Raw genomic sequence first — 24,819 nt, forward strand, 5'->3', positions numbered from 1 at the left:
TCCTCCTCACCACTCGCAAGCTCGTGGCGAGCCTCTGGACGGGGCCGGCGGGGATACTGCCGGGGATCGGCGGAAGTCCTCAGGCCAGCGCGTCGAGGCGGGCCATGTCCTCGTCCGAGAGGCGCAACCGGGCCGCGCCCAGGTTCTCCGTCAGGTGCTCGAGGGACTTGGTGCCGGGGATCGGCAGGACGACCGGCGACGTGTGCAGCAGCCAGGCCAGCGCCACCTGGGACGGCGTGGCGTCGAGCTCCCGGGCGATGTCGGCGACCGGGCTGTCCGGCGCGGCCAGGTCACCGGTCGCGATCGGGAACCACGGGATGAAGGCGATGCCGTGCTCGGTGGCGTGGTCGAGGACGTCCTGCGACTGCCGGTTGGTCAGGTTGTAGAGGTTCTGCACGCTGACGACGTCGACGATCTGGCGGGCCTGCTCGAGCTCGGCCACGGAGACCTCGGAGACACCGATGTGGCGGACCTTGCCCTCGTCCTGCAGCTCCTTGAAGGCACCGAGCTGGTCGGCCAGCGGCACCTCGGCGTCGATGCGGTGCAGCTGGATGAGGTCGATGCGCTCCAGCCTCAGCGTGCGCAGCGACAGCTCCACCTGCTGCTTGAGGTAGGCCGGACGGCCGACCGGGGTCCAGATGCCCGGGCCCTGCCGGGTCAGGCCGGCCTTGGTCGCGATGACCAGGCCCTCCGGGTACGGGTGCAGCGCCTCGGCGATGAGCCGCTCGCTGACCACCGGGCCGTAGGAGTCGGCGGTGTCGATGAGGTCCACGCCCTGCTCGACGGCGGCGCGCAGGACGCGGCGGGCGTTCTCCGGGTCGGCCGGCTCGCCCCACACGCCGGGGCCGGGCAGCTGCATGGCGCCGTAGCCGAGGCGGTGGACGGGCAGGTCCCCGCCGATCGAGAAGGTGCCGGTGGGCGCGACGGTGGTCATGCTGCTCCAGGGGGTCGGCCCGCGGCCGGGTGCCACGGGATCTCTGAGCGCGGCAGCACCCGCACCGGGCGTTGCTCTTCCAGGATGTGACCGCCGGCACACAGCTAGGAGGGCTCATGGGCGAGATCGTGGTGCTGCGGCACGGGCAGACCGAGTGGAGCCTCAGCGGCCAGCACACCAGCGTCACCGACCTGCCGTTGCTGCCCGAGGGCGAGGAGCAGGCCCGCCGGCTGCGCGGCGAGTTCGGGGACCGCAGGTTCGCCGCCGTGTGGGTGAGCCCCCGGCTGCGGGCGCGACGGACCGCCGAGCTGGCCGGACTCACGCCCACCGCCACCGACGAGGACCTCGTGGAGCTCGACTACGGCGGCTACGAGGGCCGGACGACGGCGGAGATCAGCGAGGAGATGGGCCGCACCTGGTCGGTGTGGGTCGACGGCACCATCCCCGGGGACACGCCCGGCGAGACCTTGCAGGACGTCGGCGTGCGGGTGGACCGGGTGCTCGACCGCGCCCGGCCGCTGCTCGAGGACGGCGACGTCATGCTCGTCGCGCACGGGCACGTGCTGCGCATCCTCTCCGCCCGCTGGCTGGGGCTGGACCCCCGGGCGGGCGCACTGCTCGCGCTACCGGCCGGGTCCTACGGGGTCCTCGGGCACGAGCACGCCCGGCAGGTGCTCACCGGCTGGGGCCTGCACTGACCCGCGCCATCGGCGGGGGGACGGGGCGGCCGAACAGCCAGCCCTGACCCAGGTCGGCGCCGAGCCGGGTCACCTCGTCGGCGATCCGCTCCGTCTCCACGCCCTCGGCCACGACCTGGGCGCCCAGGGTGTGCGCGAGCTCGACCACCGAGCGGACCATGGTGCGCGCGCCGTCGTCGGGCAGCGCCTGCACCAGCGGCCGGCCCAGCTTGACGACGTCCGGCCGGACGGTGGCCATCAGCGAGCGGCTCGACCAGCCCGCCGCGACGTCGTCCAGCGCGACCCGCCAGCCCCGCGACCGGTGGTGCTCGAGCACCGACAGCAGGTGCCCGCGGTCCCGGACGGCGGAGACCTCGCCGACCTCGACCACCAGCCGGGACGGGTCGATGCCGGCGTCCTCCAGCGCCTGCGCGGTCCCGGCCAGGTCGACCTGCGGCCGGTGCACCGACGCCGGGTCCGAGTTGACGAAGAGGTCGGCGTCCCCGAGCCAGGGCGCCGCCCCGGTGATCGCCGACTCGCGGCCGATCCGGTCCAGCCGGGGCAGCCAGCCGGCGGACTCGGCGACGAAGAAGAGGTCCTCGCCGCCGACCTCCTGGCCGTCGACCGTCCCGCGCAGCAGCGCCTCCTGCGCGACCACGGCGCGGTCGGCCAGCCGGACGATCGGCTGGTAGACCGACCACAGCTCGGCCTCGGCCAGCAGGCCGATCTCCGCGGTGACCCCGCGGCGGGCCAGCTCGACGGCGAGCGTGGGGGCGGTGAGCAGCCGCGCGGCCAGGGCCGCTCCGCCGTCCGGCGGGTCGGTGGCCACCCGCAGGTCCTCGGCCTCCGCCGTCGTCAGCTGGCGGGCCAGCCGGCGGAACAGCCGGTCGACGCCGCGGCCGCCGTCCTCGTCGTCGAGGTCGAGCAGGTCCGGGGACGACGACACCGCCAACCCCAGCGTGCGCGCCGTCCGGGCCACCTCGGAGAGCAGGTGCGCATCGGAGGTCGCCAGCAGGACCCGGGTGGCCCGCCCGGGGAGGTGCCAGTACTCCCGGCGCCGGAGTCGTCCGTCGGTGCTCGCCACCGAACGAGGATGACCGAGGCAGGCAACCGGACCCGAGAGGCGCGCGGTCGGTCATCCTAGTGCAAGGGCACTAAACGCGGCGACATGCAGCCCGAGAACCGTCGTCGTCGCTCACTTGAATGTCTAAGGTCAGCTCATGGTTGTTCTGCACGAGGCCGGGCCGGTGCGCTCCTCGCGGGGCGGGCGCCCCCGGGACCCGAGCCGGGACGGCGTCATCCGGGCGGCCATCCTGCGTCTCCTGGCAGAGGTCGGGTACAGCGCGCTGACGATGGACGCCGTGGCCGCGGAGGCGGGCGTGGGCAAGGCGACCATCTACCGGCGCTGGCGCACCAAGCACGACCTGGTGGTGGACACGCTCTCGGACATCAACCGGGCGATCGCGGTCCCGCCGGACACCGGCTCGGTGGAGAGCGACGCGCGAGCCCTCATGGACCTGGTCGTCGCGACCGTGCAGAGCCCCGCGGGTGCGGCGATCCGCTCGCTGCTCCCGGCGATGCAGTACCAGCCCACCCTGGTCGAGGCCTTCCGCAAGGGCCCGCTGGCCGTGTGGCGCAACGCGTTCGCCGCGATGTGGGCCCGGGCCGAGGCGCGCGGTGAGGTCCGCGCCGGCATGAGCGGGACGGTGACGGCCGAGGCCATGAGCGCGCTGATCGTCCAGCGCTGGCTGCTGACCGGCGAGCCCCTGGACCCGGCCTACGTCGACGAGGTGTTCGAGACCGTCGTCCTGCCGCTGCTGCGCAACGCCCGGCCGGCCGGCTGACTCACCAGCCGAGCGTCCTCGGCTCCCCCTTGAACGGGCCGACGACCTCGTCGGTGATCCAGCCGCCGTAGAAGTCGCCGGCCTGCGCCCGCACGGTCTCACCGTCGACCACCGCGCGGTCGACCCGGCTCGGGTAGAAGGCGACCGCTCCGCGCAGGGCGCCGTAGCGCTCGACCGGGTCCTCGTAGGACCAGGCCACGCCCGGGTACCGCCGTCCGTCGACGACGGCGTCCCAGTAGGTGGCCGCGCCCTTCCACTCGCACCACGAGCTGCCGGCAGCGCGCTGCAGGACCCCCTCGGCGACGTCCGCGCGCGGGACGTAGTAGAACGGCGGGTGGCTGGTCTCGCAGACGCGCACCGCGCGGTCGGTGCTCGCCACCACCCGGCCGCCGAGCTCGACGACGACCCGCCGCCCGGTCACCTCGGCCGAGGGCGGGCGCGGGTAGTCCCAGACCGACTCCTGCCCCGGACCCACGGGGTCGGGGTGCGGGTGGCGCACGTCAGTCGTTGCGGTGACGGACCCTCTGGACCACGACGAGGGTCATGAGCAGGCCGACCGCGCCGACCGCTGCCATGCCCACCGGTGTCTGCAGGAACTGCTGGACGGCGGCCTGCCCCTGCGCCTTCAGTCGCTGCGGGCTGCTCCGGAAGACCAGCTGGTCCAGGGTCGCCGCGAGCGACTCACGGGCGGCGTCGATCTCCAGCTGGATCTGTCGAGGGTCGCGAGGCACGGCCGACAGCCTGCCAGACCGCGCCGCTCGGGGCGCGCTCGTCGGACGGAGGCCACCCGCACGGGCGGCTCGGGGAACCCGCTGGCCCCGCTCCCTATGCTCGGGAGTCACGCGGGAGTGGTGTAACGGCAGCCACGCCAGACTTAGGATCTGGTGCCTTCGGGCGTGGGGGTTCGACTCCCCCCTCCCGCACCGGTCGCGGCCCCTCGGCCGAGCGCGACCCGGAGCTCGAGTGCCGTGGACGCACGGGTGGGGTCGTCGTCGTCCACCACGGCCAGCAGGTGCGCCGCACCGTCGCGGACGGCGCGCAGGGCCAGCCCCTCGACCTTGGCCACGCGCCCGTCCACCTCCGGGATGCTGCTGACGTCCAGCACGGTGTCGCCGTCGACCAGCACCAGCGCCGAGGCCACCACGGGCCCGTCGTCGACGGCGTCGGGCGTGTCCTCCGCGGCGGCACCGAGGACCAGCCGCCCGTCGGGCAGGGTGATCGCATCGGTGACCGCGAGCCCGACGCCGGCCACCTCCCCGAGCTCGTACACCTGCGGCCGTTCGACCGGGACCCTCGCGGCGTCCAGCCGGCCGAGGACGGCGTCGACCAGACCGGCCAGCGGGACGTCGACGCTGCCCGGGCGGACGCCGGCAGCCAGGTTGCCGCGGTTGAACCACCGCACCGTGTTCCCGCGTCGTGCGGCGCCCTCGAGGTTGAGCTGGTCCGCCGTGCCCCCGAGGCACTGCACGACGGCGGCGTAGAGCGGGGCGAGCTCCGCTGCCTCGGCGACCGGCTGCCCGTCGTCCAGGCGCACCAGCACGCCGCGCGTGCGCCGGTCCGTGGACCCGGAGCCCAGCAGCAGGACCGCCGGCTCACCGTCCACCTCCGCGGGGCAGGCCACCTCGAGGTCGGGCTTGAGGCGCTTGGTCCCGGCCGCCTCGCTGAACCGGTCGTGCCCCTCCACGGGCGGCAGGAGACGCACCGGGATGACCGATCCTGCGCGCCACCACGCGGCGGAGGTCGAGTCGTCCTGGGCGATCAGCCAGCCGTCACCGAGCGGCGCGATGGCGGAGGCCGCGGTGACCGGTGTCCCGTCGTCGAAGTACAGCGCACGGCCGTCGTCCACCGAGATGAGCACGGCACCACCCTGCCCGGGGACGTGGCGACCCGCTCGGGACGACCGGCGGGCGGACCGTGTCCGGCCGCCGGCACACCACCGTTCCAGCGCCTGCACGAGGGGTGAGGGCGCGTCGTTCCGAGAGCAGGATCACAGGATCGCATCACCGCAGCTCAGCGGCTTGCTGAGCGTGAGCGGTCCCGGACGGGCAGCGACAGGAACCCGTAGCCTGGTGAGGCAGGCCCGTCGCGCACCGCTGCCCGGCCCGGCCGCCCTCCCCCTGTACGTCCATCGACCCCGTCGGAGCTCATGACCTCCCCGCGCCCCGAGACGACCGACCGAACCGAGCAGATCGAGGACAAGGACACAGACAAGGACAAGCCGCAGGGCGCCCAGCTGAGCGCCACCCAGGTGGCCGCCGGCGCCCTGGCCGCGGTGTCCTCGGCCGTGGTGGCCTCCTTCTTCGGTCTCGCCGGCACCCTGATCGGCGCCGCGCTGGCCAGCGTGATCAGCACCGTCAGCGCCGCCCTCTACAGCAGCTCCCTGCAGAAGACGAACGAGAAGCTGCGGCGCGCCCGCAGCCAGCTCACCGGGCGCCAGTCGCCGGTCGCGGACACCAAGGTGGCCCCGGCCGCCCCTGCGACTCCCGCGACCCAGGTGCTGCCCGCGCACCTCGACCCGCGCCGCGCCCCGGCCCGGCGTCCCCGGCCCCGGTGGACGAGGGTGGCCGTCTACGCCGCCGCCGTCTTCGTCATGGCCATGGGCGTCATCACCGGCATCGAGCTGATCGGGCAGAAGCCGGTGTCCGCGCTCGTCGGCGGCACGCAGACGTCGCAGGAGACGACGATCGGCGCGATCACCAACGCGTCGTCGTCCTCCGACGTGCAGCAGGAGGAGGAGCCGTCGTCGCCGTCCTCCCCCACCACCGCGCCGGCGACCGGGACGAGCGCGCCGACCACCGGCTCCGACGAGGAGTCGACGTCGTCGGACGAGGACGAGACGTCCGACAGCGACGAGACCAGGTCGGCCACGCCGACGCGGACCTCGGAGGCGCAGCCCACCACCAGCAGCGAGCCGACGGGCTCGTCGCGGGGCTCGTCCGAGCAGGACTCCTCCCAGGACTCGTCCTCGGAGGACGACACCTCGCCGGCGGCCGAGGCCGAGCCGACCTCCTGACCCGGCACGGAGACGCCCGCGGCCCCGGTGTGCACCGGGGCCGCGGGCGTCTCCGCGTTCAGGCGCGGACGGCGACCGTCGCGTCGAACCAGGCCTCCAGCGGCTCGGCCGCCATCGGCCGGCACACGTAGTGGCCCTGGGCCACGTCGCAGCCCATCGCGCCCAGGTTGTCGCAGGTCGCCTCGTCCTCGACACCCTCGGCGACGGTGGTCAGACCGAGGTTGTGCCCGAGCTCGACCACCGACCGCACGATGAGCGCGTTGCTCGGGTCGGCCGCCATCCGCGCGACGAACGAGCGGTCGATCTTCAGCTGGTGGACCGGGAGGTCCTTCAGCTGCGCCAGGGACGTGTAGCCCGCGCCGAAGTCGTCGATGGACAGCGTGACGCCGCAGTCGGCCAGCCGGGTGAGGATCCGCCGGGCCCGGTCGGGGTCGGCGGTGATCGCGCTCTCGGTGACCTCGAGCTCCAGGCTGGACGCCGGTACCCGCCGGCGCGCCAGCAGCTCCTGCACCTCCTCGACGAAGTGCTCGTCGAGGAGGTTGCGCGCCGAGACGTTGACCGCCACGGTCAGCACCCGGCCGGCGTCCCGCCACCGGGCGCACTGCTCGAGCGCGGCGTCGAGCACGTACCGGGTCAGCGGCCGGATCAGCGGCGTGCGCTCCGCGAGCGGGATGAAGTCGCCGGGCGGCACCAGACCGCGCTGCGGGTGCTCCCAGCGCACCAGCGCCTCGACACCGCACACGTCGGCACCGGGCAGCGCGACCTTCGGCTGGAAGTGCAGGACCAGCTCCCCGGTGTCGATCGCCCGGCGCAGCTGGCCCAGCAGGCCCAACCGCTCGGGGCTGTGGTCGTTGAGCGAGACGTCGTAGACGCAGACGCCCAGACCGCGGTCCTTGGCCGAGTACATCGCGATGTCGGCGTTCTGCAGCAGCGACTCGACGTCGTCCCCGTGCACGCCGGACAGCGCGATGCCGATGCTGGCGTCGACGTCCAGCGAGACGCCGTCCACCTCGATCGGCGCCTCCATCGCCACCAGCGCCTGGTCGGCCAGCTGCCGTGCCGACTCCTCGTCGTCGACGCTGGGCAGCAGGATGGCGAACTCGTCGCCGCCGAGCCGGGCCACCGTGTCGCTGCCGCGGACCGTGGCCCGCAGCCGGTCGGCGACCGCCTGCAGGACGACGTCACCGTAGGCGTGGCCGAGGGTGTCGTTGATCTCCTTGAACCGGTCCAGGTCGATGAGCACGAGCCCCACCGCGTCGGCGCCGGGTCCGGTCAGCGCGTCATCCGCACGCTGGCGCAGCAGGGTGCGGTTGGGCAGGCCGGTCAGCGCGTCGTGCAGCGCCTGCTGACGGTTGCGCTCGGCCTGCGCGACGGTCTCCCGCCGGCTGCGGGTGAGGACCAGCGTGAACCAGGTGACGAGGGCCAGCCCGACGCCGAACAGGACCGGTGTGGTGACCACCAGCACCCGCTGGACGTCGCCGACGAACGCCAGCGCCTCGTCGGCCGCGGCCCAGTGCCGCTCCGCCTCCGCCTGGATCTGGTCCTCGATCGCGTCGAAGTGCGGGTCGACGTAGGTGTCCTCGAACTCCTCGGCCCTGCCGCGGTTCCCCGCTGCGGTGGCCAGGAGCACCCGGACCGCGGACTCGTACCGGGCGTGCAGCCGCAGCCACTCCTCGACCGGGTCGTCGTGGTCATCGCCTCCAACGGAGCCCATCGCCTCGATGGCCCTGCGGGTGGCCGCGCTGGCTTCCTCGTACTCGGCGCGCAGCTCGGCGTCCGGCGCGACCGCGAGCCGGTCGACCAGCTCCTCCTGCAGCTCCAGCGAGCGCTCGGCCCGCTGTGACCACCTGGAGACCGCGGCGCTCTCCTCGACGTCCGCCGAGGCCCGGGCGTTCGTCACGGCGGCGGTCACCGAGAAGACGGTGAGCACCAGCAGGACGGCGACCAGACCGGCGGTCGCCGTGTGGGTCGACGACCGCGGGCCGCGCCACGTCCCGGTCGCGGACGGGCGCCGGGCACGGGTGCGCCAGGGCCAGCGGTTGCGGTGCATGGTCCCCTCGTGGACTGCACCCGCTCGGTGCGGGTGACAGGACAGGGATCGGGTGCCCGTCCGGCCGGGTGGAGCCGATCGCCGCGCTCGTCCCCCCGAAGGGTGGGCGCGGGTCAGGACCGGCCGAGCAGCTCAGCGACCAGGGGCACCAGCGCGGCGAAGGCCTGGCCGCGGTGGCTGCGCGCGTCCTTCTCCGCCGCCGTGAGCTCGGCGGCGGTGCGGTCCAGCCCGTCGGGCAGGAACACCGGGTCGTAGCCGAAGCCGTTGGTACCCCGCGGCTCCCGGACCACCTGGCCGCGCCACGACCGCTCGAGCACCCGCTCGGCACCGTCCGGCGTGACGACCGCGGCCGCGCACACGAACGCCCCACCGCGCCGCTCGTCGGGGACGTCGGCCAGCTGCCCGAGCAGCAGCGCGGTGTTCGCGGCGTCGTCGCCGTGCCGGCCCGACCAGCGCGCCGAGAGGACGCCGGGCATCCCGTTGAGCGCGTCGACGGTCAGGCCGGAGTCGTCGGCGACCGCCGGCAGCCCGGTGTACCGGACCGCCTCCCGGGCCTTGAGCAGCGCGTTCTCCGCGAACGTCGCGCCGGTCTCGGGGGCCTCCGGGTAGTCCGGGACGTCGCGCAGACCGACCACGGCGACCCCGGGGACAGCGCTCTCCAGCAGCCGCTGCAGCTCGGCGAGCTTGCCGGGGTTGCGGGTGGCCAGCAGCAGGCGGTCGCTCATCGGAGGTGGGCCTGCTGCAGCGCCTCGGTCTGGACGCGGGTCAGCTCGGCGCACCCGCCGACCGCCAGGTCGAGCAGCGCGTCGAGCGTGCCGCGGTCGAAGACGCCGTTCTCCGCGGTGCCCTGGACCTCGACGAAGCTGCCGTCACCGGTGCAGACGACGTTCATGTCGGTGCCGGCGCGGACGTCCTCCTCGTAGGCCAGGTCCAGCCGCGGCTGCCCGTCGACGACGCCGACGCTCACCGCCGCGACCGACTGCACGATCGCGTTCTTCCTCGCCAGCTTCTTCCGCTCGCCGAGCCAGGAGACGGCGTCGGCCAGGGCGACGTAGGCGCCGGTGATGGCTGCGGTCCGGGTGCCGCCGTCGGCCTGCAGGACGTCGCAGTCGATGGCGATGCTGTTCTCGCCGAGAGCGCCGAGGTCGATCGCGGCACGCAGCGACCGGCCGATGAGCCGGCTGATCTCATGGGTGCGCCCGCCGATGCGGCCCTTGACCGACTCGCGGTCGCCGCGGGTGTGCGTGGCGCGGGGCAGCATCGCGTACTCGGCGGTCACCCACCCCAGGCCCGAGCCCTTGCGCCAGCGCGGCACCCCCTCGGTGACGCTGGCCGCGCAGAGCACGCGGGTGCGACCGAACTCGACCAGCGCCGAGCCCTCGGCGTGGTCGAGCCAGTTGCGGGTGATCGTCACGGGACGGAGCTGGTCGGCCGCCCGGCCGTCGGGACGAGGCTTCGCCGAGGTCGTGGTCACGTCCGCCGACAGTAGTGCGGGCGTCTGCGTGTCCCCTGGTCCGGCTGGGCAGGATCCCCGCATGCGATCTGAGCTGCGGACGGTCCGGACCGGAGGCGTGCCCACGGTGGTCGACCTCACCGACGAGTGCGCCGAGTTCGTGCGCACCGAGAGCGACGGCCTCCTGCACGTCTTCGTGCCGCACGCGACCGCGGGCCTGGCGATCATCGAGACCGGCTCGGGCAGCGACGACGACCTGCTGGCCCAGCTCGACGTCCTCCTCCCCCGGGACGAGCGCTGGCGACACCGGCACGGCAGCGCGGGACACGGCCGCGACCACGTGCTGCCGGCGTTCGTGCCGCCGCACGCGAGCGTCCCGGTGCTCGAGGGACGGATGCAGCTGGGCACCTGGCAGCGGATCTGCCTGGTCGACACGAACACCGACAACCCGCAGCGGCACGTCCGGCTGTCGTTCCTCGCCGGCTGAGGGAGGACCCCCTGACTCCCACCGCACCCGGCCCCGTCCCGGGCCGGCCGGTCGAGAGGCTCGCCGCGAGCGTGCGAGGGGTCAGGAGGACGGGGTCCTCCCACGTGCAGGGGTCCGCGCGTCCACCCTCTGCACCGTGGTCGGCCGGGCGCGGCAGGATGACGGGTGTGACCGACACCGACGTCGCCCCCGTCCGCCTGGCCCCTGGTGACCCTGCGCCGGAGTTCACGCTGCCCGACGCCGACGGCAACCCGGTGTCGCTCGCGAGCCACCGCGGCCGCCGGGTGATCGTCTACTGCTACCCCGCGGCCATGACGCCGGGCTGCACCACGCAGGCCGTCGACTTCACCGCCTCCGCCGGCGACCTGGCCGAGGCGGGCCTGGACATCATCGGCATCTCCCCCGACCCGCCCGAGAAGCTGCTGCGCTTCCGCGAGAAGGAGGGGCTGCGGATCACGCTGCTCTCCGACCCGGACAAGCAGGTGCTGGCCGCCTACGGCGCGTACGGGACCAAGAAGCTGTACGGCAAGGAGGTCGTGGGCGTGATCCGGTCGACCTTCGTCGTCGACGCCGAGGGCCGCATCGAGAAGGCCGCCTACAACGTCAAGGCGACCGGGCACGTCGCCAAGCTGCGTCGCGACCTCGGCCTGGGCTGAGCTCAGGCCCGCCAGGTGCCGGGGCGCGGCTGGCACTCCGGCCCGCACGGGTAGCCCTCCTCCCAGGGGAACTGCCCGTCCGCGTGGCTCCAGGCCAGCTATAACGCCGGCACCGAGCACTCGGGTGCCGCTGGTAGGAGCGGTTGGCGCCCAGCACCACCTCGCCCGGGTTCGGTGAGGCCTCGACGTAGAGCCGCCCGGCCCAGTCCTCCCCCACGACCAGCTCGCCGGGCACCAGGTCGCGACCGGCGGCGACCTCCTCGGCCACCCGCTGCAGCCCGCCGTGCATGGTGGCGACGCCCGGCCCGACCAGCATGAGTCCGGGGTGGCCGAGCCCGAAGAGCCCGATCGTGCAGCCGAAGGAGGGCTCGTCGTCCTCCTCACCGGAGCCGACGTACTGCACCGCCCAGCGGTGCTGCCGGATCACCCGGGCGAGGTGCGCGTCCTCCTGGTCGAGCCAGGCCGTCGTCTGCGGGTCGAGGGGCATGCGCGGAGCCTGCCCGGGCGGTGCGCTGCGCTGCCGGCGGACTGTGGACGGCGCCGTCCGCTGTGGAGGGAACCGCGGACCGTCAGTCCCCCGCCTCCGCGCGCCGGGCGCGGGCGCGGCGCCGGCCCTCGTGCATGGCCTGCACGCGGGCGACCGGGATGGTGTGGCCCTCGGCGACCAGGTCGGCGGGCAGCTCCTGGGGGCCGGGCAGCAGCGCCCGCCACGGGTCGCCGTCCCCCAGCCGCTCCCCCGCCGTCCGGACGGTCACGTCCCCGGGCCGCACCGACGGCAGGTCCTCCCACGCCACCGGCGCCGACACCGGCAGGCCCGGGCGGATCCGCGGGCTGTAGGCGGCCACGATCGTCGAGGAGCCCGAGCGGGTCGAGTCGAGGAACACCCGGCCGTGCCGGTCCTCGCGGATGTAGGCGGTCGTGGCCAGGTCCGGGTCGAGCGCGGCGGCGCGAGCGGCCAGGGCACGGGTCGCGGCGGCGGCGTCCTCGGGCGACACGCCCCGCACCGGGACGACGACGTGCACGCCCTTGGACCCGCTCGTCTTCACCGCCCCGGCGAGCCCCGCGTCGGCGAGCGCGCGCCGCACCAGCTCCGCGGCCTGCACCACCACGCCGAAGTCGGCCCCCTCCGGCGGGTCGAGGTCGAGCACGATGCCGGTCGGCTCCGCCTCGGCGCCTGCCAGGAAGAAGGGGACGTGGAACTCGACCGCCCGCTGGTTGGCCAGCCAGAGCAGCGTGCGGCGGTCGTCGCAGAGCACCTGGTGCACCTCGCGGTGCGCGCCGAACGACCAGACGGGGACGGTGCGCACCCAGTCCGGGGCGCCCTTGGGGACGTTGCGCTGCATGAACGGCTCCTGGCCGGGCCGCACGCGCTTCACCGACAGCGGCCGGCCGGCCAGCTGGGGCACCAGCCGGAAGGCGTTCGCGTCCAGGTGGTCGACCAGCTCACCCTTGGTGACCTCCAGCCCGTCACCCAGCGGGGCGTCGAGGCTGCTCAGCCGGACGCCGTCCCGTTCGTCGTCGACCACGCGGTCCACGCTGCCGCCCGGAGGTCGGGGCGGCAACAGCGGCGGGCGCGGTCACCGTCGCGCGGGTGACACCCGCGCCCCCGGCTGGACCGGCTGGAGTTCCGGCGCTGGGTCCGTCGCCGTCCCGCCGCGAGCTAGACGTCGTAGGTGGCGCCGGGCTCGACCAGCTCGACCGTGGGGAAGACCGCGCGCGCCGACGCCAGCTGCGCCGCCCGGTCGACCCACGCCGGGACGTGGGTGAGCAGCAGGCGGCCGACGCCGGCCGCGGCGGCGTGCTCGCCGGCCTCCCGGCCGGTGAGGTGCAGGTCCGGCGGCAGGCCGGGGACGTCGGGGTGCGCGGCCTCGGCCAGCAGGACGTCGGCGCTGCGGGCCAGCTCGACGACGGCGGTGCTGGCGCCGGTGTCCCCGGTGTAGACCAGCGACCGGCCCCCGGCGGTCAGCCGGACGGCGTGGCACTCGACCGGGTGGGCGGTGCGGACGGTCTGCACCCGGAAGGGACCGAGGTCGAACGGCGCGCCGGTGAGGACGGCGAAGTCGAAGACGTCCTCCAGCGGAGCGCCGTCCCCGTAGTAGGCCGCCGCCAGGCGCCGGTCCGCGCCGGCCGGGGCGTAGAGGGGCACCGGCCGCCGCCGGGAGCGCCCCGAGTAGCGGTGCCAGACGATGAACGGGGCGACGTCGAGGCAGTGGTCGGCGTGCAGGTGCGACAGGTACAGCGCATCGACCGTGGCCGGGTCGGCGAGGGCCTGCAGCGTGCCGAAGGCGCCGTTGCCGAGGTCCAGCAGCACGCGGAAGCCGTCGTGCTCCACCAGGTAGCTCGACGCGGGCGACGTCGGCCCCGGACCACTGCCCGAGCAGCCGACCACCGTGAGCCTCACTCGACCGCCCTCTGCTGCGATGCCAACGACGCAGGTCAGGCTAGCTGCAGGGGCCGGGAGACCGGCCTCACGCTCAGGCCCACAGCTGGCCCTCGAGCGCGGAGGTCGCCTCCTCCAGCGTGCCCGCGTAGGCACCGGTGGACAGGTACTTCCAGCCGCCGTCGCAGACGATGAAGACGATGTCGGCCTTGCGGCCGGCCGCGACCTCCTTGTCGGCGATGCCCAGCGCGGCGTGCAGGATCGCGCCGGTCGAGATGCCGGCGAAGATGCCCTCCTGCTCGACCAGCTGCCGGGTGCGGCGGACGGCGTCCTGCGGTCCGACGCTGAACCGGGAGTCCAGCAGCGCCGGGTCGTAGAGCTCGGGGACGAACCCCTCGTCGATGTTGCGCAGCCCGTAGACCAGCTCGCCGTAGCGGGGTTCGGCCGCGACGACCCGCACCTGGGGCTTCTTCTCGCGCAGGTAGCGGGAGACGCCCATGAGCGTGCCGGTCGTGCCGAGCCCCGCGACGAAGTGGGTGATGGAGGGCAGGTCGGCGAGGATCTCCGGGCCGGTGCCGGTGTAGTGCGCCTCGGCGTTGGCCGGGTTGCCGTACTGGTAGAGCATCACCCAGTCGTCGTGCTCGGCGGCCAGGCCCTTGGCGACGGCGACGGCCTGGTTGGAGCCGCCGGCGGCCGGCGAGCTGATGATCTGCGCGCCGTACATCTCCAGCAGCTGGCGCCGCTCGACCGAGGTGTTCTCCGGCATCACGCAGATCAGCCGGTAGCCCCGCTGCCGGGCCACCATCGCCAGCGAGATGCCGGTGTTCCCGCTGGTCGGCTCGAGGATGGTGTCGCCCGGCTTGAGCTTCCCCTCCTTCTCCGCCGCCTCGATCATCGAGATGGCGGCCCGGTCCTTGATCGAGCCGGTGGGGTTGTGGTCCTCGAGCTTGGCCCACAGCCGGACGTCAGGGGACGGCGACAGGCTCGGCAACCCCACGAGCGGGGTGTTGCCGAGCGAGTCGACGAGGGAGGCGAAGCGGGCCATGGAGGGTGCTCTTCCGGGAGACGGGCGGGGGTGCTGCGAGCGAGGGGCGCTCAGCAGCCGCCGGCGACCGCCGGGAGGATGGTGACCGAGTCGCCGTCCTTGACCTGGGTGTCGAGCGCACCGGTGAAGCGCACGTCCTCGTCGTTGACGTAGACGTTCACGAAGCGGTGCAGCTTGCCCTCCTCGGTGACGAGGCGGTTCTTCAGGCCCGGGTGCTTGGCGTCGAGGTCGTCGACGAGCGCGGCCAGGGTGTCCCCGTTGCCCTCGACGGTCTTGCTGCCGCCGGTGTGGGTGCGCAGGATGGTCGGGATCCGGACCTCGATGGCCATGGCGTGCTGTTCTCCTCAGGACTCGGGTTGCTGCTGCGCGAGTGCGCAGCGGGACGTGCGTCTGGTCGGGGAACGCCCGCTCGACGTGGGGCATTCCGGGGGCGTCGGTCCGAGTGGCCCTCCTGCAGGGTCCCGCCGCGAGCTCGCGGGTGGCAGGGGGGTCCTCCGTCAGTCGTAGACGACGGTGGTCGGCGAGTGGCCGAACAGGTAGGACTCGACGACCTCGACGTCCTCCTCGGTGACGACGCCGTCGACGATGCGGAAGCTGCGGAACTCGACCTCGTCGCCGGCCAGGCCGGTCTGGTCCCCGTGGTGGCGGGTGGACACCAGGACGTAGTGCGCGTTCGGCTCCGAGGCGTAGCTGATGTCGGTCCGCGATGGGTACGCCTCGGTGGCGGTGTGCGAGTGGTAGATCACCACCGGCTCCTCGTCCCGGTCGTCCATCTCGCGGTACAGCCGCAGCAGGTCGCCGGAGTCGAACTCGTAGAACGTGGGCGACCGGGCGGCGTTGAGCATCGGGATGTAGCGCTCGGGGCGGTCGCTGCCCTCGGGGCCGGCGACGACACCACAGGCCTCGTCCGGGTGGTCCTCCCGGGCGTGGGCCACGATGGCGTCGTAGGTCGCGCGGTCGATGCGCAGCACGCCTCCAGTCTAGAAGGACCCCCCGTCCCCCACCGAGGAGGACCCCGTCCTCCTCACCCCTCGCGGGCTCGCGGCGGGCCCCTGCAGGGGCCGCCCGATACGGTGCCCGTCCGTGGTCCTGGAGCTGCTGATGATCACCGGGGTGCTGGTCGTGGCGGTGCCCGCACTGGTACGCGGGGCGGTCGGGCTGCGCCGTCGCAGCGGCCACTACAGCAGCGACGTCACCGCCGACCGGATCTCCCTGGTGCTGCTGGTCACCGGCCGGCTGCTGACGCTGCTGCTGGTCGGGGCGCTCTCGCTCGTCGTCCTCGTCAGCGCCGTCGGGGCGATCGCGCGGGACCTGCGGATGCCGGGCCTGGTGTCGGTGTTCTTCGTGCTCGACCTGCTGGTCGCGGTGCTGGTCGTGCTCACCTTCGGCCGGCGCGACCGGCGGCGAGTGCGTCGACGAGCGACCCCTGCAGCCCGGTGAGCCAGTAGTAGACGGCCAGCTGCTGCCCCTCCTCGCTGCCGAGGTCCTCCGGCGGCTCGGTGTCCTCCTGGACGCCGAGGCGGGTGCCCAGCGCCAGGCGCAGGTCGTTGCTGGTGCGCAGCCAGGCGGTCGCCTGGTCGGGGTCCAGGCGGACGGTCCCGCCGTCCGGCGGCAGGCCGGCGCGGACCGTGGCCAGGTCGTCGGCCTTGCCCGCACGCAGCGAGGACTCGGTCAGCTCGCGGTAGTCGGCGGCCAGCTCGGGGTCGCTGCGGTGGCCGGCGGGCAGCAGCCGGTCGAGCACCGGGTCGCCGGTGACGTCCTCGGCGTCGGCGGTGAGCAGTTGCTCGAGCTGGTCGAGGAGCAGGGCGAGGATGCGGGCCTCGGCGGGCTCGAGCCGGGCCACCAGCTCGTCGCCCTTGCGGCGGAAGGGCCTCATGCGGTCTCCTCGCTGGCGCTCGTCGCCCGCATGCGCCCGGCCTGCTGTGCCCTGCGTGAGCTCGCGAGCTCGCTCACGAGTCCTGCTGGTAGCTGGCCCACAGGCCGTAGGCGTGCAGCCGGCTGGTGTCGTGCTCCATCTTCTCCCGCGGGCCGGAGCTCACGATCGCCCGGCCCTCCTCGTGCACCTGGAGCATCAGCGTGGTCGCCGTCGGCTCGTCGTAGCCGAACAGCTCCTGCAGCACGTAGGTCACGTAGGTCATGAGGTTCACCGGGTCGTTCCAGACGATGGTGACCCAGGGTCGGTCGAGGTCGCCGTGCTCCTCGACGGTCTCCTCCGGCGTCCGTGTCGGCGCGAGTGGTCCGGCCACGACCCCACTCTAGGAGACCCGCCCGGGCGGTGGCCCCGCTCGACCCCGCCTAGGCTCCGGAGCCATGCCGACGGGTCCCGCCCTGCTCACCGACCGGTACGAGCTGACCATGGTCGCCGCGGCCCTCGCCGACGGCACCGCCGACCGCGACTGCGTCTTCGAGGTCTTCGCCCGGCGACTGCCGCACGGCCGTCGCTACGGGGTGCTCGCCGGCACCGGCCGGTTGCTCGAGGCGCTGCCCGGCTTCCGGTTCACCGACGAGGACCTCGCCGCGCTCCGCGAGCAGGGGCTCACCGACTCCCGGCTGCTGGACTGGCTGGCCGGGTTCCGGTTCAGCGGGGACGTCGACGGCTACGCCGAGGGCGAGCTGTTCTTCCCCGGCTCCCCCGTGCTCACCGTCCGCGCACCGTTCGCCGAAGGGGTGCTGCTGGAGACCCTGGTGCTCTCGGTGCTCAACCACGACAGCGCGATCGCCTCCGCCGCGGCCCGGATGGTCACCGCCGCCTGCGAGCGGCCGTGCATCGAGATGGGCTCGCGGCGCACCCACGAGGAGGCCGCGGTCGCCGCCGCCCGCGCCGCTCACCTGGTCGGCTTCGCCTCGACGTCGAACCTGGAGGCCGGCCGCCGGTACGGGGTGCCGACGACCGGCACCAGCGCCCACGCCTTCACCCTGCTGCACGACGACGAGGAGTCGGCCTTCCGCGCCCAGGTCGCCACGCTCGGCGTCGGCACGACGCTGCTGGTGGACACCTTCGACGTCGACCAGGGCATCCGCACCGCGGTGGAGGTCGCCGGCCCGGAGCTCGGCGCCATCCGGCTGGACTCCGGTGACCTGCCCACCCTCGCCGCCCACGCCCGCGAACTGCTCGACGAGCTCGGTGCCACCCGCACGCGGATCATCGTCACCAGCGACCTCGACGAGTACGCGATCGCCGGACTGATGGCCGCGCCGGTCGACGGCTACGGCGTCGGGACGGCCCTGGTCACGGGCTCCGGCGCACCGACGATGGGCATGGTCTACAAGCTGGTGGAGCGCGACGGCGTCGCGGTGGCCAAGCGGTCCCTGGGCAAGCCGTCGGTGGGCGGCCGCAAGTCCGCCGTCCGCCGGCACGACGCCTCCGGGACGGCGACCGCCGAGGTGGTGACCAGCGAGGCGGTCCTGCCTCGGGACGGCGACCGGCAGCTGATCGTGGAGCTGGTCCGGGGCGGCGAGCTCTGCACCCCGGCCACGCCGCGCGAGGCGCTGGCCGCCGCCCGCGCGCACCACCAGCGGGCGCGCGAGGCGATGCCCGCGGAGGCGTTCGCGCTGTCCCGCGGGGACTGCGCCATCGACACCCTGACGGCCTGAGGAGGACGAGATGACCCGCGCTCTGCTCGTCGTGGACGTGCAGAACGACTTCTGCGAGGGCGGCAGCCTCGCCGTCGCCGGCGGTGCGGACGTCGCCGCCGCGATCAGCGAGCACGTCCGCGCGCACGCCGCCGACTACGCGCACGTGGTGGCCACCCGCGACCACCACGTCGACCCCGGCGGCCACTTCGCCGAGGAGCCGGACTACCTGGAGACCTGGCCGGCGCACTGCGTGGTCGGTACGGACGGCGTCGAGCTGCACCCTCGGCTGGAGCGCCGACCCATCGAGGCGGTGTTCGACAAGGGCGAGTACGCCGCGGCCTACTCCGGCTTCGAGGGGCGCTCGGACGGCGTCCCGCTGGCCGACTGGCTGCGCGCGCACGGGGTGGACGCCGTGGACGTCGTCGGCATCGCCACCGACCACTGCGTGCGGGCGACCGCGCTGGACGCCGTCGGCGAGGGCTTCGCGACCCGGGTGCTGCTGCCGCTCACCGCGGGCGTCAGCGAGGCGACCACGGACGCCGCCCTCGACCAGCTGCGCACCGCCGGCGTCGAACTCGAGGGCCAGGTCCACCGGGCCTGACGCCTCGGCGACCCGCCACGGCACGTGGTCGCCGTGTCGCCGTGGCGAGGCGTTCCGACGAGTGGGGCCGGAGGCCTCCCCGAGGAGGGACGGGCCGGGCTCGACGCAGGTCGGGGACGGCACGTGGTCGCGGTGTCGGCCGGTAGGCCGACGGATCACACCGCGTCGAGGACCTCGTCCCGCGTGAACCCGAGCACCTGCAGGACGGCGTCGAGGTAGGGCTGGTTGAGCGCCGTGTGCGCCTGCTCGCGCACGTAGGGCTTGGCGTTGAAGGCGATGCCGAGCCCGGCGGCGTTGAGCATGTCGAGGTCGTTGGCGCCATCGCCGACGGCCACGGTCTGGTCCAGGGGGATGCCGTACCGGTCGGCGAAGCGGACCAGCGCGCGGGCCTTGCCGGCACGGTCGACGATCTCCCCCACCAGGCCGCCGGTGAGCCGCCCGTCGGCCACCTCAAGGGTGTTGGCGGCGGCGAAGTCCAGGCCGAGCTGCTCGGCCAGCGGGTCGGTGATCTGGGTGAAGCCACCGCTGACGATGCCGCAGCGGAACCCGAGCCGCTTGAGGGTGCGGATGAGCGTGCGCGCGCCGGGCGTGAGCACCAGCGTCTCGCGGACCTCGTCGAGCACCTCGACGGGCAGCCCCTCGAGCGCGGCCACGCGGGCCCGCAACGACTGGGCGAAGTCCAGCTCCCCGTTCATGGCGGCGGCGGTGATCTTGGCGACCTCGGCCGCCCGCCCGGCGCGCGCGGCGAGCTCGTCGATCACCTCGCCGCGGACCAGCGTGGAGTCGACGTCCAGGACGATCAGCCGCTTGCTGCGGCGGGCCAGGCCGACCTGCTCGACGGCGATGTCGGCGCCGGTGGTCGAGGCGACCGAGGCCAGGGCGGTGCGGAGCTCGGTGGCCTCCGTCCCGGAGACGGTCAGCTCGAAGCTGGTCACCGGGTAGTCCGACAGCCGGCGGATCGCCTCGATGTTGCCGCCGATGCCGGCGATGGCCGCCGCGGCGCCGGCCACGGCCTCCGGGGGCACCGGGCGGCCGAGCAGGATGACGTGGTGGGGGCGGCCCTCCGGGGCGGCGTCGAGGCCGGCGTCGGCGGCCGACTCCACCTGGACCCGCACCCCGGTCGCCTCCGCGACCTCGGCGGCGAGCCGTTCGAGTGCGGCGAGGAACCGGCACTCCTCCACCGGCCCGCCCTCGGCGGGCAGTGCCCCGACGACGACGCCGAGCACCAGCTGCCCGTGGACGACGACCTGCTCGATGTCGACCACCTCGACCGGCGGGAGCTCTCCCCCGGGTGCGGCGAGGGCCGCGAACAGCCGTGCGGTGACCCCTCGCCGGTCGCCTCCGGAGACGGTCAGCAGCGCCCGCGGGGTGGAGACGGCGGTCGGTGACGTGCGGGGGGTGGGGTCGAGCGGCACGACAGCCATCCTCCCGCACCGCGCTGGGGCGTCCTGCCACCGGCCCGGGCCGGGCACCGGGCCCGCCCTGGACGCGGCGACGCCCCGCCGGCCGGAGCCGACGGGGCGTCGCAGGTGACCCTCCAGAGCGGCCCCGTCCCGGCGGCCCTCCTGCAGGGTCCCGCCGCGAGCCTGCGAAGGGTGGGGAGGCCGGGGTCCTTCCTCAGGTGGGGTCGGGGTCGTTCGGCCCCTGCCGGCGACCGCCGGTGGCACCCAGCTCGCTGACGCCGGCGTAGGGCTCGTGCCGCTTGCCGGCGTGCGCCTCGCGCTGGAGACGGTCGAGCAGGTGCGGGTAGTGCGCCTCGAAGGCCGGCCGCTCGGAGCGGATCTTCGGGATCTCCACGAAGTTGTGCCGCGGCGGCGGCGACGACGTCGCCCACTCCAGCGAGTTCCCGTGGCCCCACGGGTCGTCCCGCAGCGCCAGCCGACCGTAGTTCCACGACTTGTACACGTTGTAGAAGAACGGGATCGTCGAGGCGCCGAGGATGAACGAGAAGACCGTCGACACCGTGTTCAGCGTGGTGAACCCGTCGCTGGCCAGGTAGTTGGCGTAGCGACGCGGCATGCCCTCACCGCCGAGCCAGTGCTGCACCAGGAACGTGCCGTGGAAGCCGATGAACGTCAGCCAGAAGTGCAGCTTGCCCAGGCGCTCGTCCATCATCCGGCCGCACATCTTGGGGAACCAGAAGTAGACGCCGGCGTAGGCGGCGAACACCACGGTCCCGAAGACCACGTAGTGGAAGTGCGCCACGACGAAGTAGCTGTCGTTGACGTGCCAGTCCAGCGGCGGGGAGGCCAGCAACACACCGGTCAGGCCACCGAGCAGGAAGGTGACCATGAAGCCGATCGCGAACAGCATCGGCGTCTCGAAGGTCAGCTGCCCGCGCCACATGCTGCCGATCCAGTTGAAGAACTTGATCCCGGTCGGCACGGCGATCAGGTAGGTCAGGAACGCGAAGAACGGCAGCAGCACCGCACCGGTGGCGTACATGTGGTGCGCCCACACCGTCAGCGACAGGGCGCCGATGGCGATGGTGGCGAAGACCATGCCCTTGTAGCCGAACAGCGGCTTGCGGCTGAACACCGGGATGACCTCGGTGATGATCCCGAAGAACGGCAGCGCGATGATGTAGACCTCGGGGTGCCCGAAGAACCAGAACAGGTGCTGCCACAGCATCGGCCCCCCGTTCTCCTCCGAGTAGATCAGGGAACCCAGCTGCCGGTCGGCCAGGAGACCGAACAGGGCGGCGGTGAGGATCGGGAAGGCGAAGAGCACCAGCAGGCTGGTGACCAGCGTGTTCCAGGTGAAGATCGGCATCCGGAACAGCGTCATCCCCGGTGCCCGCAGGCAGGCGATCGTGGTGATGAAGTTGACCGCGCCGAGGATGGTGCCCAGACCGGACACCGCCAGGCCGGCGATCCACAGGTCGGCACCGGCTCCGGGGCTGTGGGTCCCCAGGGACAGCGGCGTGTAGGCGTACCAGCCGAAGTCGGCGGCACCGCCCGGGGTGAAGAAGCCCGAGACCGCGATCGTGCTGCCGAAGAGGAACAGCCAGTAGGAGAACGAGTTCAGCCGCGGGAACGCCACGTCGGGCGCGCCGATCTGCAGCGGCATGATCAGGTTCGAGAACGCGAAGAACAGCGGCGTCGCGAAGAACAGCAGCATCACCGTGCCGTGCATGGTGACCAGCTGGTTGTACTGCTCGGGCGACAGGAACTGCAGACCCGGCCGGGCCAGTTCTCCGCGCATGAGCATCGCCATCAGGCCGCCGATGACGAACCAGGCGAAGGAGGTGGCCAGGTACATCAGGCCGATGGTCTTGTGGTCGGTGGTCCGCAGCAGGTTCGAGAGCCGCGAGCCCTTCTCCGCCTGGTGAACCGGGCTCGGCCGGCTCACGATCGGCGCCGGTGCGATCGTCACGGCCGCAGCTTAGACGGTTCCCGCGACGCGCCTCCTGCCGAGGCCAGAGGCACGCCGTCCCCGCGGCCCCCTCGCGCCGGGACCGTTGCCGAACCGTGACCTGGCGGGCCTCCCGGTCAGCCGCCCCGCGTCCAGGTCGTCACGTCGACCGACACGGTGACCGGCGTCCGCTCGGGCAGCCCGGCCACGGCCTCTGCCAGCCCCTCAGGCGTCAGGTGCCGCGCGTGCGGGCCCATGCCGACCAGCGTCGTGACCGCCGCGCGGTCCAGCTCCAGCCGCTCCCGGTGCCCGGCCGCGGCGACCGGGCGCAGGTGCGGCTCGAGGGTCGCCGACAGCCGGCGGGCCTTGTCGGGGTCGACCCGCAGCAGCCCCAGCGACTCGACCAGCTCGGCGAGGTGGTCGGCGGCCGGGGTGACGACGACCAGCCGCCCACCCGGCCGCAGCACCCGCGCGATCTGGGGGCCGTTGCGCGGGGCGAACACGACCAGCACCCGGTCGACGGCGGCGTCGCGCACCGGCAGCCGGGCCCAGGCGTCGCCCACCACCGCTAGGGCCCGCGGGTGCGCTCCGGCCGCGCGGCGGGCGGCGTACCGCGAGGAGTCCAGGACCACCCCGACCGCGCCGGGCAGCCGGTCGAGGACGCCGGCCAGGTGGTGCCCCGTGCCCCCGCCGAGGTCGAGCAGCGCACCGGGCGGGCCGTCCTCCCCCACGGTGACGGCGTCCGCCAGCGCGCGGGTCACACCGGCGTAGTGACCGGCGGCGAGGAAGGCCACCCGGTCGGCGACCATCGCCGCGGAGTCGCCGGACGGCGGGACGTGCCCGGGCGGCAGCAGCGTGACGTGCCCCTGCCGCGCCCGGTCGAAGGAGTGCCCGGCCGGGCAGACCAGCCCGGCGTCGTCGGCCCGCACGGCCAGCGGCCCCCCGCAGACCGGGCAGGCGAGCAGCTCGACCGCTCCCGGGGGCCACGGCCGGCGAGGGCTCACCGGCTCGGAGCCGGGTCGGCCGCCCGCGGGGCGCCGCCGGAAGACGCCTCGGCCGCCCGGCCCGGCACCACACCGACCGCCAGGGCCGCCGCGACGGCGCCGGCCGCGAACGCCGCCGGGTAGCCGGGCCCGCTGTCGACGAGCAGCGCGGCCAGCGGCACGGTCAGGGAGGCGGAGAGGTTCTGCGCGGTGTTGTGCGCGCCCAGCGCGCGCCCGGCCCAGGTGCTGCCGGCCTGCTCGGCGACGGAGGTGAACGCGATCCCGTTCGGGCTCACCGTGACGACGGCGGCGCAGACGACGGCCACGGCGACGGCAACCGGGGCCAGGACGTCCGGGGTGAGGACGGCGACGACGGCCAGCACCCCGACGACGGCGGCCACCGCGACCGAGACCAGGCGCAGCGGTCGCACCCGGCTGCCCGCGCGGTCCGACCACGCGCCCGCACCGAGCCGCGCGGCCGCCCCGCCGAGCTGGGTGACCGCGAGCAGCGTGCCGGCCCCGGCGGTCGACCAGCCGGCCTCGCGCACCAGGAAGTCGAAGCTGAAGGCCGCCACCACGAACTGCGGGACGACCAGCAGCGTGCTGGCCGCGTGCACCCGCCACAGCACCGGCGAGCGGTAGGGCGAGGCCGCCCGCGGCGCACCCGGGGCCGGCACGGGCCGCGCCGGGTCGCGCACCAGCACCCCGACGGGGACGGCGGTGACCGCGCAGCCGGCGGCGAGCGCGGCGAACGCCGTCCCCGGGCCGTCCTCGGCCAGCCGCGGCAACGCGAAGGCCGCCAGCCCCACGCCGATCGGCTGGCCGGCCTGGCGCACCCCCATGGCCAGACCGCGCTGCGAGGCGGGGAACCAGCCGAGCACCAGCCGCCCGCTGGCCGCGTGCACCGAGGCGCTGCCGGCACCGGCGAGCAGCAGCCACAGCCCCGTGGCGACCGCGGTGTCGGCCAGGGCGGCGCCGGTCATGGCGGCCGCGGCGACGCCGAGCCCGGCGCTGAGCACCACCCGCTCGCCGTACCGGTCGGCCGCCGCGCCCCAGGCGAGCAGGCTCAGCACCAGGCCCGCCGCGGGCGCGCTGACCAGCAGGCCGATCGCGGCGAGGGAGAGCCCCTCCGCGCGGAGGGCGACGGTGAGGAACGGCAGCCCGTTCTGGACCGCGCACGCGGCGACCAGCCCGACCAGGCTGACCCCGAGGTGGCGCCAGCGCGCCGTGCCTCCCGTGCTGCCGCCGGTGGCCGCCGTCACCTCACGACCGGGTGGAAGGTCACGTCGCGCAGCACGCCGTCGTCGGCCACCGCGGTGACGAAGGTGCCGTGCGGCTGCCGGCGCCGGTCGGTGGGCGAGCCGGGGTTCACCAGCCGCAGACCGGTGCCGGCGGTGGTGTCCCAGGGGATGTGGCTGTGCCCGAACACCAGCAGGTCGGCATCGGGGAAGCGGGCGGCACAGCGGGCCTCGCGGCCTCGTCTGTCGCCGGTCTCGTGGACGACGGCCAGCCGGATGCCGCCGACCTCGGCGCGGGCCACCTCGGGCAGCCGCTCGCGCAGCGGGCCGTGGTCGTTGTTGCCGTGGACGGCGACCAGCCGGGAGGCGCGCTCCTCGAACCGGTCGAGCAGCGCGACGTCCACCCAGTCGCCGGCGTGCACGACGACGTCCGCCGCGTCGATCGCGGCCCACAGCGCAGGAGGGAGGTCACGCGCCCGCTTCGGGACGTGCGTGTCCGCGGTGAACACCAGGGATACCGGCACGCGG

At 74.4% G+C, this 24,819-nt stretch carries 29 protein-coding genes and 1 tRNA gene; 9 read left to right on the plus strand and 21 right to left on the minus strand.

The window, feature by feature from the left end; translation table 11 throughout:
- Positions 1-79 precede the first annotated feature (79 nt).
- On the minus strand, positions 80-934 hold the full coding sequence (locus ACI79G_RS07460) for an aldo/keto reductase (RefSeq protein WP_456880502.1): 855 nt from the start codon (positions 932-934) through the stop codon (positions 80-82).
- 116 nt (positions 935-1,050) lie between these two features.
- On the opposite strand from ACI79G_RS07460, the gene ACI79G_RS07465 reads away from it, so the two are divergent.
- The gene (locus tag ACI79G_RS07465; RefSeq protein WP_456880503.1) at positions 1,051-1,632 is read left to right on the plus strand and encodes a histidine phosphatase family protein; all 582 of its coding nucleotides are present in this window, start codon (positions 1,051-1,053) and stop codon (positions 1,630-1,632) included.
- Here the strand turns inward: ACI79G_RS07465 and ACI79G_RS07470 are convergent.
- On the minus strand, positions 1,610-2,695 hold the full coding sequence (locus ACI79G_RS07470) for an EAL domain-containing protein (protein WP_456880504.1): 1,086 nt from the start codon (positions 2,693-2,695) through the stop codon (positions 1,610-1,612). The two genes, ACI79G_RS07465 and ACI79G_RS07470, sit on opposite strands and share 23 nt — an antisense overlap.
- A 136-nt stretch (positions 2,696-2,831) precedes the next feature.
- Between ACI79G_RS07470 and ACI79G_RS07475 the strand changes: the two genes are divergently transcribed.
- Positions 2,832-3,455, plus strand: coding sequence for a TetR/AcrR family transcriptional regulator (locus ACI79G_RS07475; protein WP_456880505.1), 624 nt, complete (start codon positions 2,832-2,834; stop codon positions 3,453-3,455).
- A gap of 1 nt (position 3,456) precedes the next feature.
- Here ACI79G_RS07475 and ACI79G_RS07480 read toward each other — a convergent pair whose 3' ends face one another.
- Entirely contained in the window at positions 3,457-3,930 is a 474-nt protein-coding gene (locus tag ACI79G_RS07480) for a DUF427 domain-containing protein (RefSeq protein ID WP_456880506.1), read from the minus strand.
- Positions 3,931-3,955: 25 nt separating this feature from the next.
- On the minus strand, positions 3,956-4,186 hold the full coding sequence (locus tag ACI79G_RS07485; RefSeq protein WP_456880507.1) for a DUF3618 domain-containing protein: 231 nt from the start codon (positions 4,184-4,186) through the stop codon (positions 3,956-3,958).
- Positions 4,187-4,297: 111 nt separating this feature from the next.
- On the opposite strand from ACI79G_RS07485, the gene ACI79G_RS07490 reads away from it, so the two are divergent.
- Positions 4,298-4,378: transfer RNA gene (locus ACI79G_RS07490), tRNA-Leu, on the plus strand.
- On the opposite strand, the gene ACI79G_RS07495 is transcribed toward ACI79G_RS07490, so the two are convergent.
- Positions 4,330-5,409 (minus strand): DUF6910 family protein, encoded by a 1,080-nt coding sequence (locus tag ACI79G_RS07495; RefSeq protein ID WP_456880600.1) that lies wholly within the window; start codon positions 5,407-5,409, stop codon positions 4,330-4,332. The genes ACI79G_RS07490 and ACI79G_RS07495 overlap by 49 nt on opposite strands.
- Positions 5,410-5,601: 192 nt before the next feature.
- Here ACI79G_RS07495 and ACI79G_RS07500 point away from each other — a divergent pair, with 192 nt between their 5' ends.
- Entirely contained in the window at positions 5,602-6,468 is an 867-nt protein-coding gene (locus ACI79G_RS07500; RefSeq protein WP_456880508.1) for a hypothetical protein, read from the plus strand.
- A gap of 58 nt (positions 6,469-6,526) precedes the next feature.
- On the opposite strand, the gene ACI79G_RS07505 is transcribed toward ACI79G_RS07500, so the two are convergent.
- The 3 genes from ACI79G_RS07505 to rph all read right to left on the minus strand — a co-directional run bounded on the left by ACI79G_RS07505 (position 6,527) and on the right by rph (position 9,992).
- Positions 6,527-8,518, minus strand: coding sequence for a putative bifunctional diguanylate cyclase/phosphodiesterase (locus ACI79G_RS07505; protein ID WP_456880509.1), 1,992 nt, complete (start codon positions 8,516-8,518; stop codon positions 6,527-6,529).
- Positions 8,519-8,631: 113 nt separating this feature from the next.
- The gene (rdgB, locus tag ACI79G_RS07510) at positions 8,632-9,243 is read right to left on the minus strand and encodes an RdgB/HAM1 family non-canonical purine NTP pyrophosphatase (protein ID WP_456880510.1); all 612 of its coding nucleotides are present in this window, start codon (positions 9,241-9,243) and stop codon (positions 8,632-8,634) included.
- Entirely contained in the window at positions 9,240-9,992 is a 753-nt protein-coding gene (gene rph / locus ACI79G_RS07515; protein ID WP_456880511.1) for a ribonuclease PH, read from the minus strand. Before rph ends, rdgB begins: the two co-directional genes overlap by 4 nt.
- A 61-nt stretch (positions 9,993-10,053) precedes the next feature.
- Here rph and ACI79G_RS07520 point away from each other — a divergent pair, with 61 nt between their 5' ends.
- Together ACI79G_RS07520 and bcp are read left to right on the plus strand one after the other, a co-directional pair.
- Positions 10,054-10,458, plus strand: a complete 405-nt coding sequence (locus tag ACI79G_RS07520; RefSeq protein WP_175479474.1) for a YjbQ family protein — start codon at positions 10,054-10,056, stop codon at positions 10,456-10,458.
- Between the two features lie 158 nt (positions 10,459-10,616).
- Positions 10,617-11,114, plus strand: a complete 498-nt coding sequence (bcp, locus tag ACI79G_RS07525) for a thioredoxin-dependent thiol peroxidase (protein WP_456880512.1) — start codon at positions 10,617-10,619, stop codon at positions 11,112-11,114.
- Here bcp and ACI79G_RS07530 read toward each other — a convergent pair.
- The 6 genes from ACI79G_RS07530 to ACI79G_RS07555 all read right to left on the minus strand — a co-directional run bounded on the left by ACI79G_RS07530 (position 11,062) and on the right by ACI79G_RS07555 (position 15,510).
- Positions 11,062-11,601, minus strand: a complete 540-nt coding sequence (locus tag ACI79G_RS07530; protein WP_456880513.1) for a DUF4262 domain-containing protein — start codon at positions 11,599-11,601, stop codon at positions 11,062-11,064. The two genes, bcp and ACI79G_RS07530, sit on opposite strands and share 53 nt — an antisense overlap.
- Before the next feature lie 82 nt (positions 11,602-11,683).
- The gene (locus ACI79G_RS07535) at positions 11,684-12,640 is read right to left on the minus strand and encodes a DNA polymerase domain-containing protein (RefSeq protein ID WP_456880514.1); all 957 of its coding nucleotides are present in this window, start codon (positions 12,638-12,640) and stop codon (positions 11,684-11,686) included.
- 134 nt (positions 12,641-12,774) lie between these two features.
- Positions 12,775-13,515 (minus strand): MBL fold metallo-hydrolase, encoded by a 741-nt coding sequence (locus tag ACI79G_RS07540; protein WP_456880515.1) that lies wholly within the window; start codon positions 13,513-13,515, stop codon positions 12,775-12,777.
- A gap of 73 nt (positions 13,516-13,588) precedes the next feature.
- Positions 13,589-14,539: a PLP-dependent cysteine synthase family protein gene (locus ACI79G_RS07545; RefSeq protein WP_456880516.1), complete on the minus strand. Its 951-nt coding sequence runs from the start codon at positions 14,537-14,539 to the stop codon at positions 13,589-13,591.
- Between the two features lie 50 nt (positions 14,540-14,589).
- Positions 14,590-14,868: a ubiquitin-like small modifier protein 1 gene (locus ACI79G_RS07550; RefSeq protein ID WP_091215802.1), complete on the minus strand. Its 279-nt coding sequence runs from the start codon at positions 14,866-14,868 to the stop codon at positions 14,590-14,592.
- Between the two features lie 168 nt (positions 14,869-15,036).
- Positions 15,037-15,510: a Mov34/MPN/PAD-1 family protein gene (locus ACI79G_RS07555; RefSeq protein ID WP_456880517.1), complete on the minus strand. Its 474-nt coding sequence runs from the start codon at positions 15,508-15,510 to the stop codon at positions 15,037-15,039.
- Positions 15,511-15,622: 112 nt separating this feature from the next.
- Here ACI79G_RS07555 and ACI79G_RS07560 point away from each other — a divergent pair, with 112 nt between their 5' ends.
- Entirely contained in the window at positions 15,623-15,979 is a 357-nt protein-coding gene (locus tag ACI79G_RS07560) for a hypothetical protein (protein ID WP_456880518.1), read from the plus strand.
- Here ACI79G_RS07560 and ACI79G_RS07565 read toward each other — a convergent pair.
- Both ACI79G_RS07565 and clpS read right to left on the minus strand, forming a co-directional pair.
- Positions 15,918-16,415 carry a DUF2017 family protein gene (locus tag ACI79G_RS07565; RefSeq protein ID WP_456880519.1) on the minus strand — a complete coding sequence of 166 codons (498 nt, stop codon included), beginning with the start codon at positions 16,413-16,415 and terminating at the stop codon, positions 15,918-15,920. The genes ACI79G_RS07560 and ACI79G_RS07565 overlap by 62 nt on opposite strands.
- A 73-nt stretch (positions 16,416-16,488) precedes the next feature.
- Positions 16,489-16,785: an ATP-dependent Clp protease adapter ClpS gene (clpS, locus tag ACI79G_RS07570; RefSeq protein ID WP_091215792.1), complete on the minus strand. Its 297-nt coding sequence runs from the start codon at positions 16,783-16,785 to the stop codon at positions 16,489-16,491.
- 64 nt (positions 16,786-16,849) lie between these two features.
- On the opposite strand from clpS, the gene ACI79G_RS07575 reads away from it, so the two are divergent.
- Complete coding sequence (locus ACI79G_RS07575) at positions 16,850-18,133, plus strand: nicotinate phosphoribosyltransferase (protein ID WP_456880520.1); 1,284 nt, start codon at positions 16,850-16,852, stop codon at positions 18,131-18,133.
- A 10-nt stretch (positions 18,134-18,143) separates the two neighbouring features.
- Complete coding sequence (locus ACI79G_RS07580) at positions 18,144-18,716, plus strand: isochorismatase family protein (RefSeq protein WP_456880521.1); 573 nt, start codon at positions 18,144-18,146, stop codon at positions 18,714-18,716.
- A 155-nt stretch (positions 18,717-18,871) separates the two neighbouring features.
- On the opposite strand, the gene serB is transcribed toward ACI79G_RS07580, so the two are convergent.
- From serB to ACI79G_RS07605, 5 genes are all read right to left on the minus strand, one after another.
- Positions 18,872-20,131, minus strand: coding sequence for a phosphoserine phosphatase SerB (gene serB / locus ACI79G_RS07585; protein WP_456880522.1), 1,260 nt, complete (start codon positions 20,129-20,131; stop codon positions 18,872-18,874).
- Positions 20,132-20,333: 202 nt separating this feature from the next.
- Complete coding sequence (gene ctaD / locus ACI79G_RS07590) at positions 20,334-22,091, minus strand: aa3-type cytochrome oxidase subunit I (protein WP_456880523.1); 1,758 nt, start codon at positions 22,089-22,091, stop codon at positions 20,334-20,336.
- Between the two features lie 116 nt (positions 22,092-22,207).
- Positions 22,208-23,074, minus strand: coding sequence for a putative RNA methyltransferase (locus ACI79G_RS07595; protein ID WP_456880524.1), 867 nt, complete (start codon positions 23,072-23,074; stop codon positions 22,208-22,210).
- Entirely contained in the window at positions 23,071-24,315 is a 1,245-nt protein-coding gene (locus ACI79G_RS07600; RefSeq protein WP_456880525.1) for an MFS transporter, read from the minus strand. Before ACI79G_RS07600 ends, ACI79G_RS07595 begins: the two co-directional genes overlap by 4 nt.
- Positions 24,312-24,815 carry a metallophosphoesterase family protein gene (locus ACI79G_RS07605; RefSeq protein WP_456880526.1) on the minus strand — a complete coding sequence of 168 codons (504 nt, stop codon included), beginning with the start codon at positions 24,813-24,815 and terminating at the stop codon, positions 24,312-24,314. Before ACI79G_RS07605 ends, ACI79G_RS07600 begins: the two co-directional genes overlap by 4 nt.
- Positions 24,816-24,819 lie beyond the last annotated feature (4 nt).

Source organism: Geodermatophilus sp. SYSU D00779 (assembly GCF_054050595.1).

Excerpts from the sequence above, each read along its gene's own strand:
- ACI79G_RS07460 (WP_456880502.1), bottom strand. The coding sequence starts at position 934 with ATGACCACCGTCGCGCCCACCGGCACCTTCTCGATCGGCGGGGACCTG.
- ACI79G_RS07465 (WP_456880503.1), top strand. The coding sequence starts at position 1,051 with ATGGGCGAGATCGTGGTGCTGCGGCACGGGCAGACCGAGTGGAGCCTC.
- ACI79G_RS07475 (WP_456880505.1), top strand. The coding sequence starts at position 2,832 with ATGGTTGTTCTGCACGAGGCCGGGCCGGTGCGCTCCTCGCGGGGCGGG.
- ACI79G_RS07500 (WP_456880508.1), top strand. The coding sequence starts at position 5,602 with ATGACCTCCCCGCGCCCCGAGACGACCGACCGAACCGAGCAGATCGAG.
- ACI79G_RS07505 (WP_456880509.1), bottom strand. The coding sequence starts at position 8,518 with ATGCACCGCAACCGCTGGCCCTGGCGCACCCGTGCCCGGCGCCCGTCC.
- rdgB (WP_456880510.1), bottom strand. The coding sequence starts at position 9,243 with ATGAGCGACCGCCTGCTGCTGGCCACCCGCAACCCCGGCAAGCTCGCC.
- ACI79G_RS07520 (WP_175479474.1), top strand. The coding sequence starts at position 10,054 with ATGCGATCTGAGCTGCGGACGGTCCGGACCGGAGGCGTGCCCACGGTG.
- bcp (WP_456880512.1), top strand. The coding sequence starts at position 10,617 with ATGACGGGTGTGACCGACACCGACGTCGCCCCCGTCCGCCTGGCCCCT.
- ACI79G_RS07530 (WP_456880513.1), bottom strand. The coding sequence starts at position 11,601 with ATGCCCCTCGACCCGCAGACGACGGCCTGGCTCGACCAGGAGGACGCG.
- ACI79G_RS07545 (WP_456880516.1), bottom strand. The coding sequence starts at position 14,539 with ATGGCCCGCTTCGCCTCCCTCGTCGACTCGCTCGGCAACACCCCGCTC.
- ACI79G_RS07550 (WP_091215802.1), bottom strand. The coding sequence starts at position 14,868 with ATGGCCATCGAGGTCCGGATCCCGACCATCCTGCGCACCCACACCGGC.
- ACI79G_RS07565 (WP_456880519.1), bottom strand. The coding sequence starts at position 16,415 with ATGAGGCCCTTCCGCCGCAAGGGCGACGAGCTGGTGGCCCGGCTCGAG.
- ACI79G_RS07575 (WP_456880520.1), top strand. The coding sequence starts at position 16,850 with ATGCCGACGGGTCCCGCCCTGCTCACCGACCGGTACGAGCTGACCATG.
- ACI79G_RS07580 (WP_456880521.1), top strand. The coding sequence starts at position 18,144 with ATGACCCGCGCTCTGCTCGTCGTGGACGTGCAGAACGACTTCTGCGAG.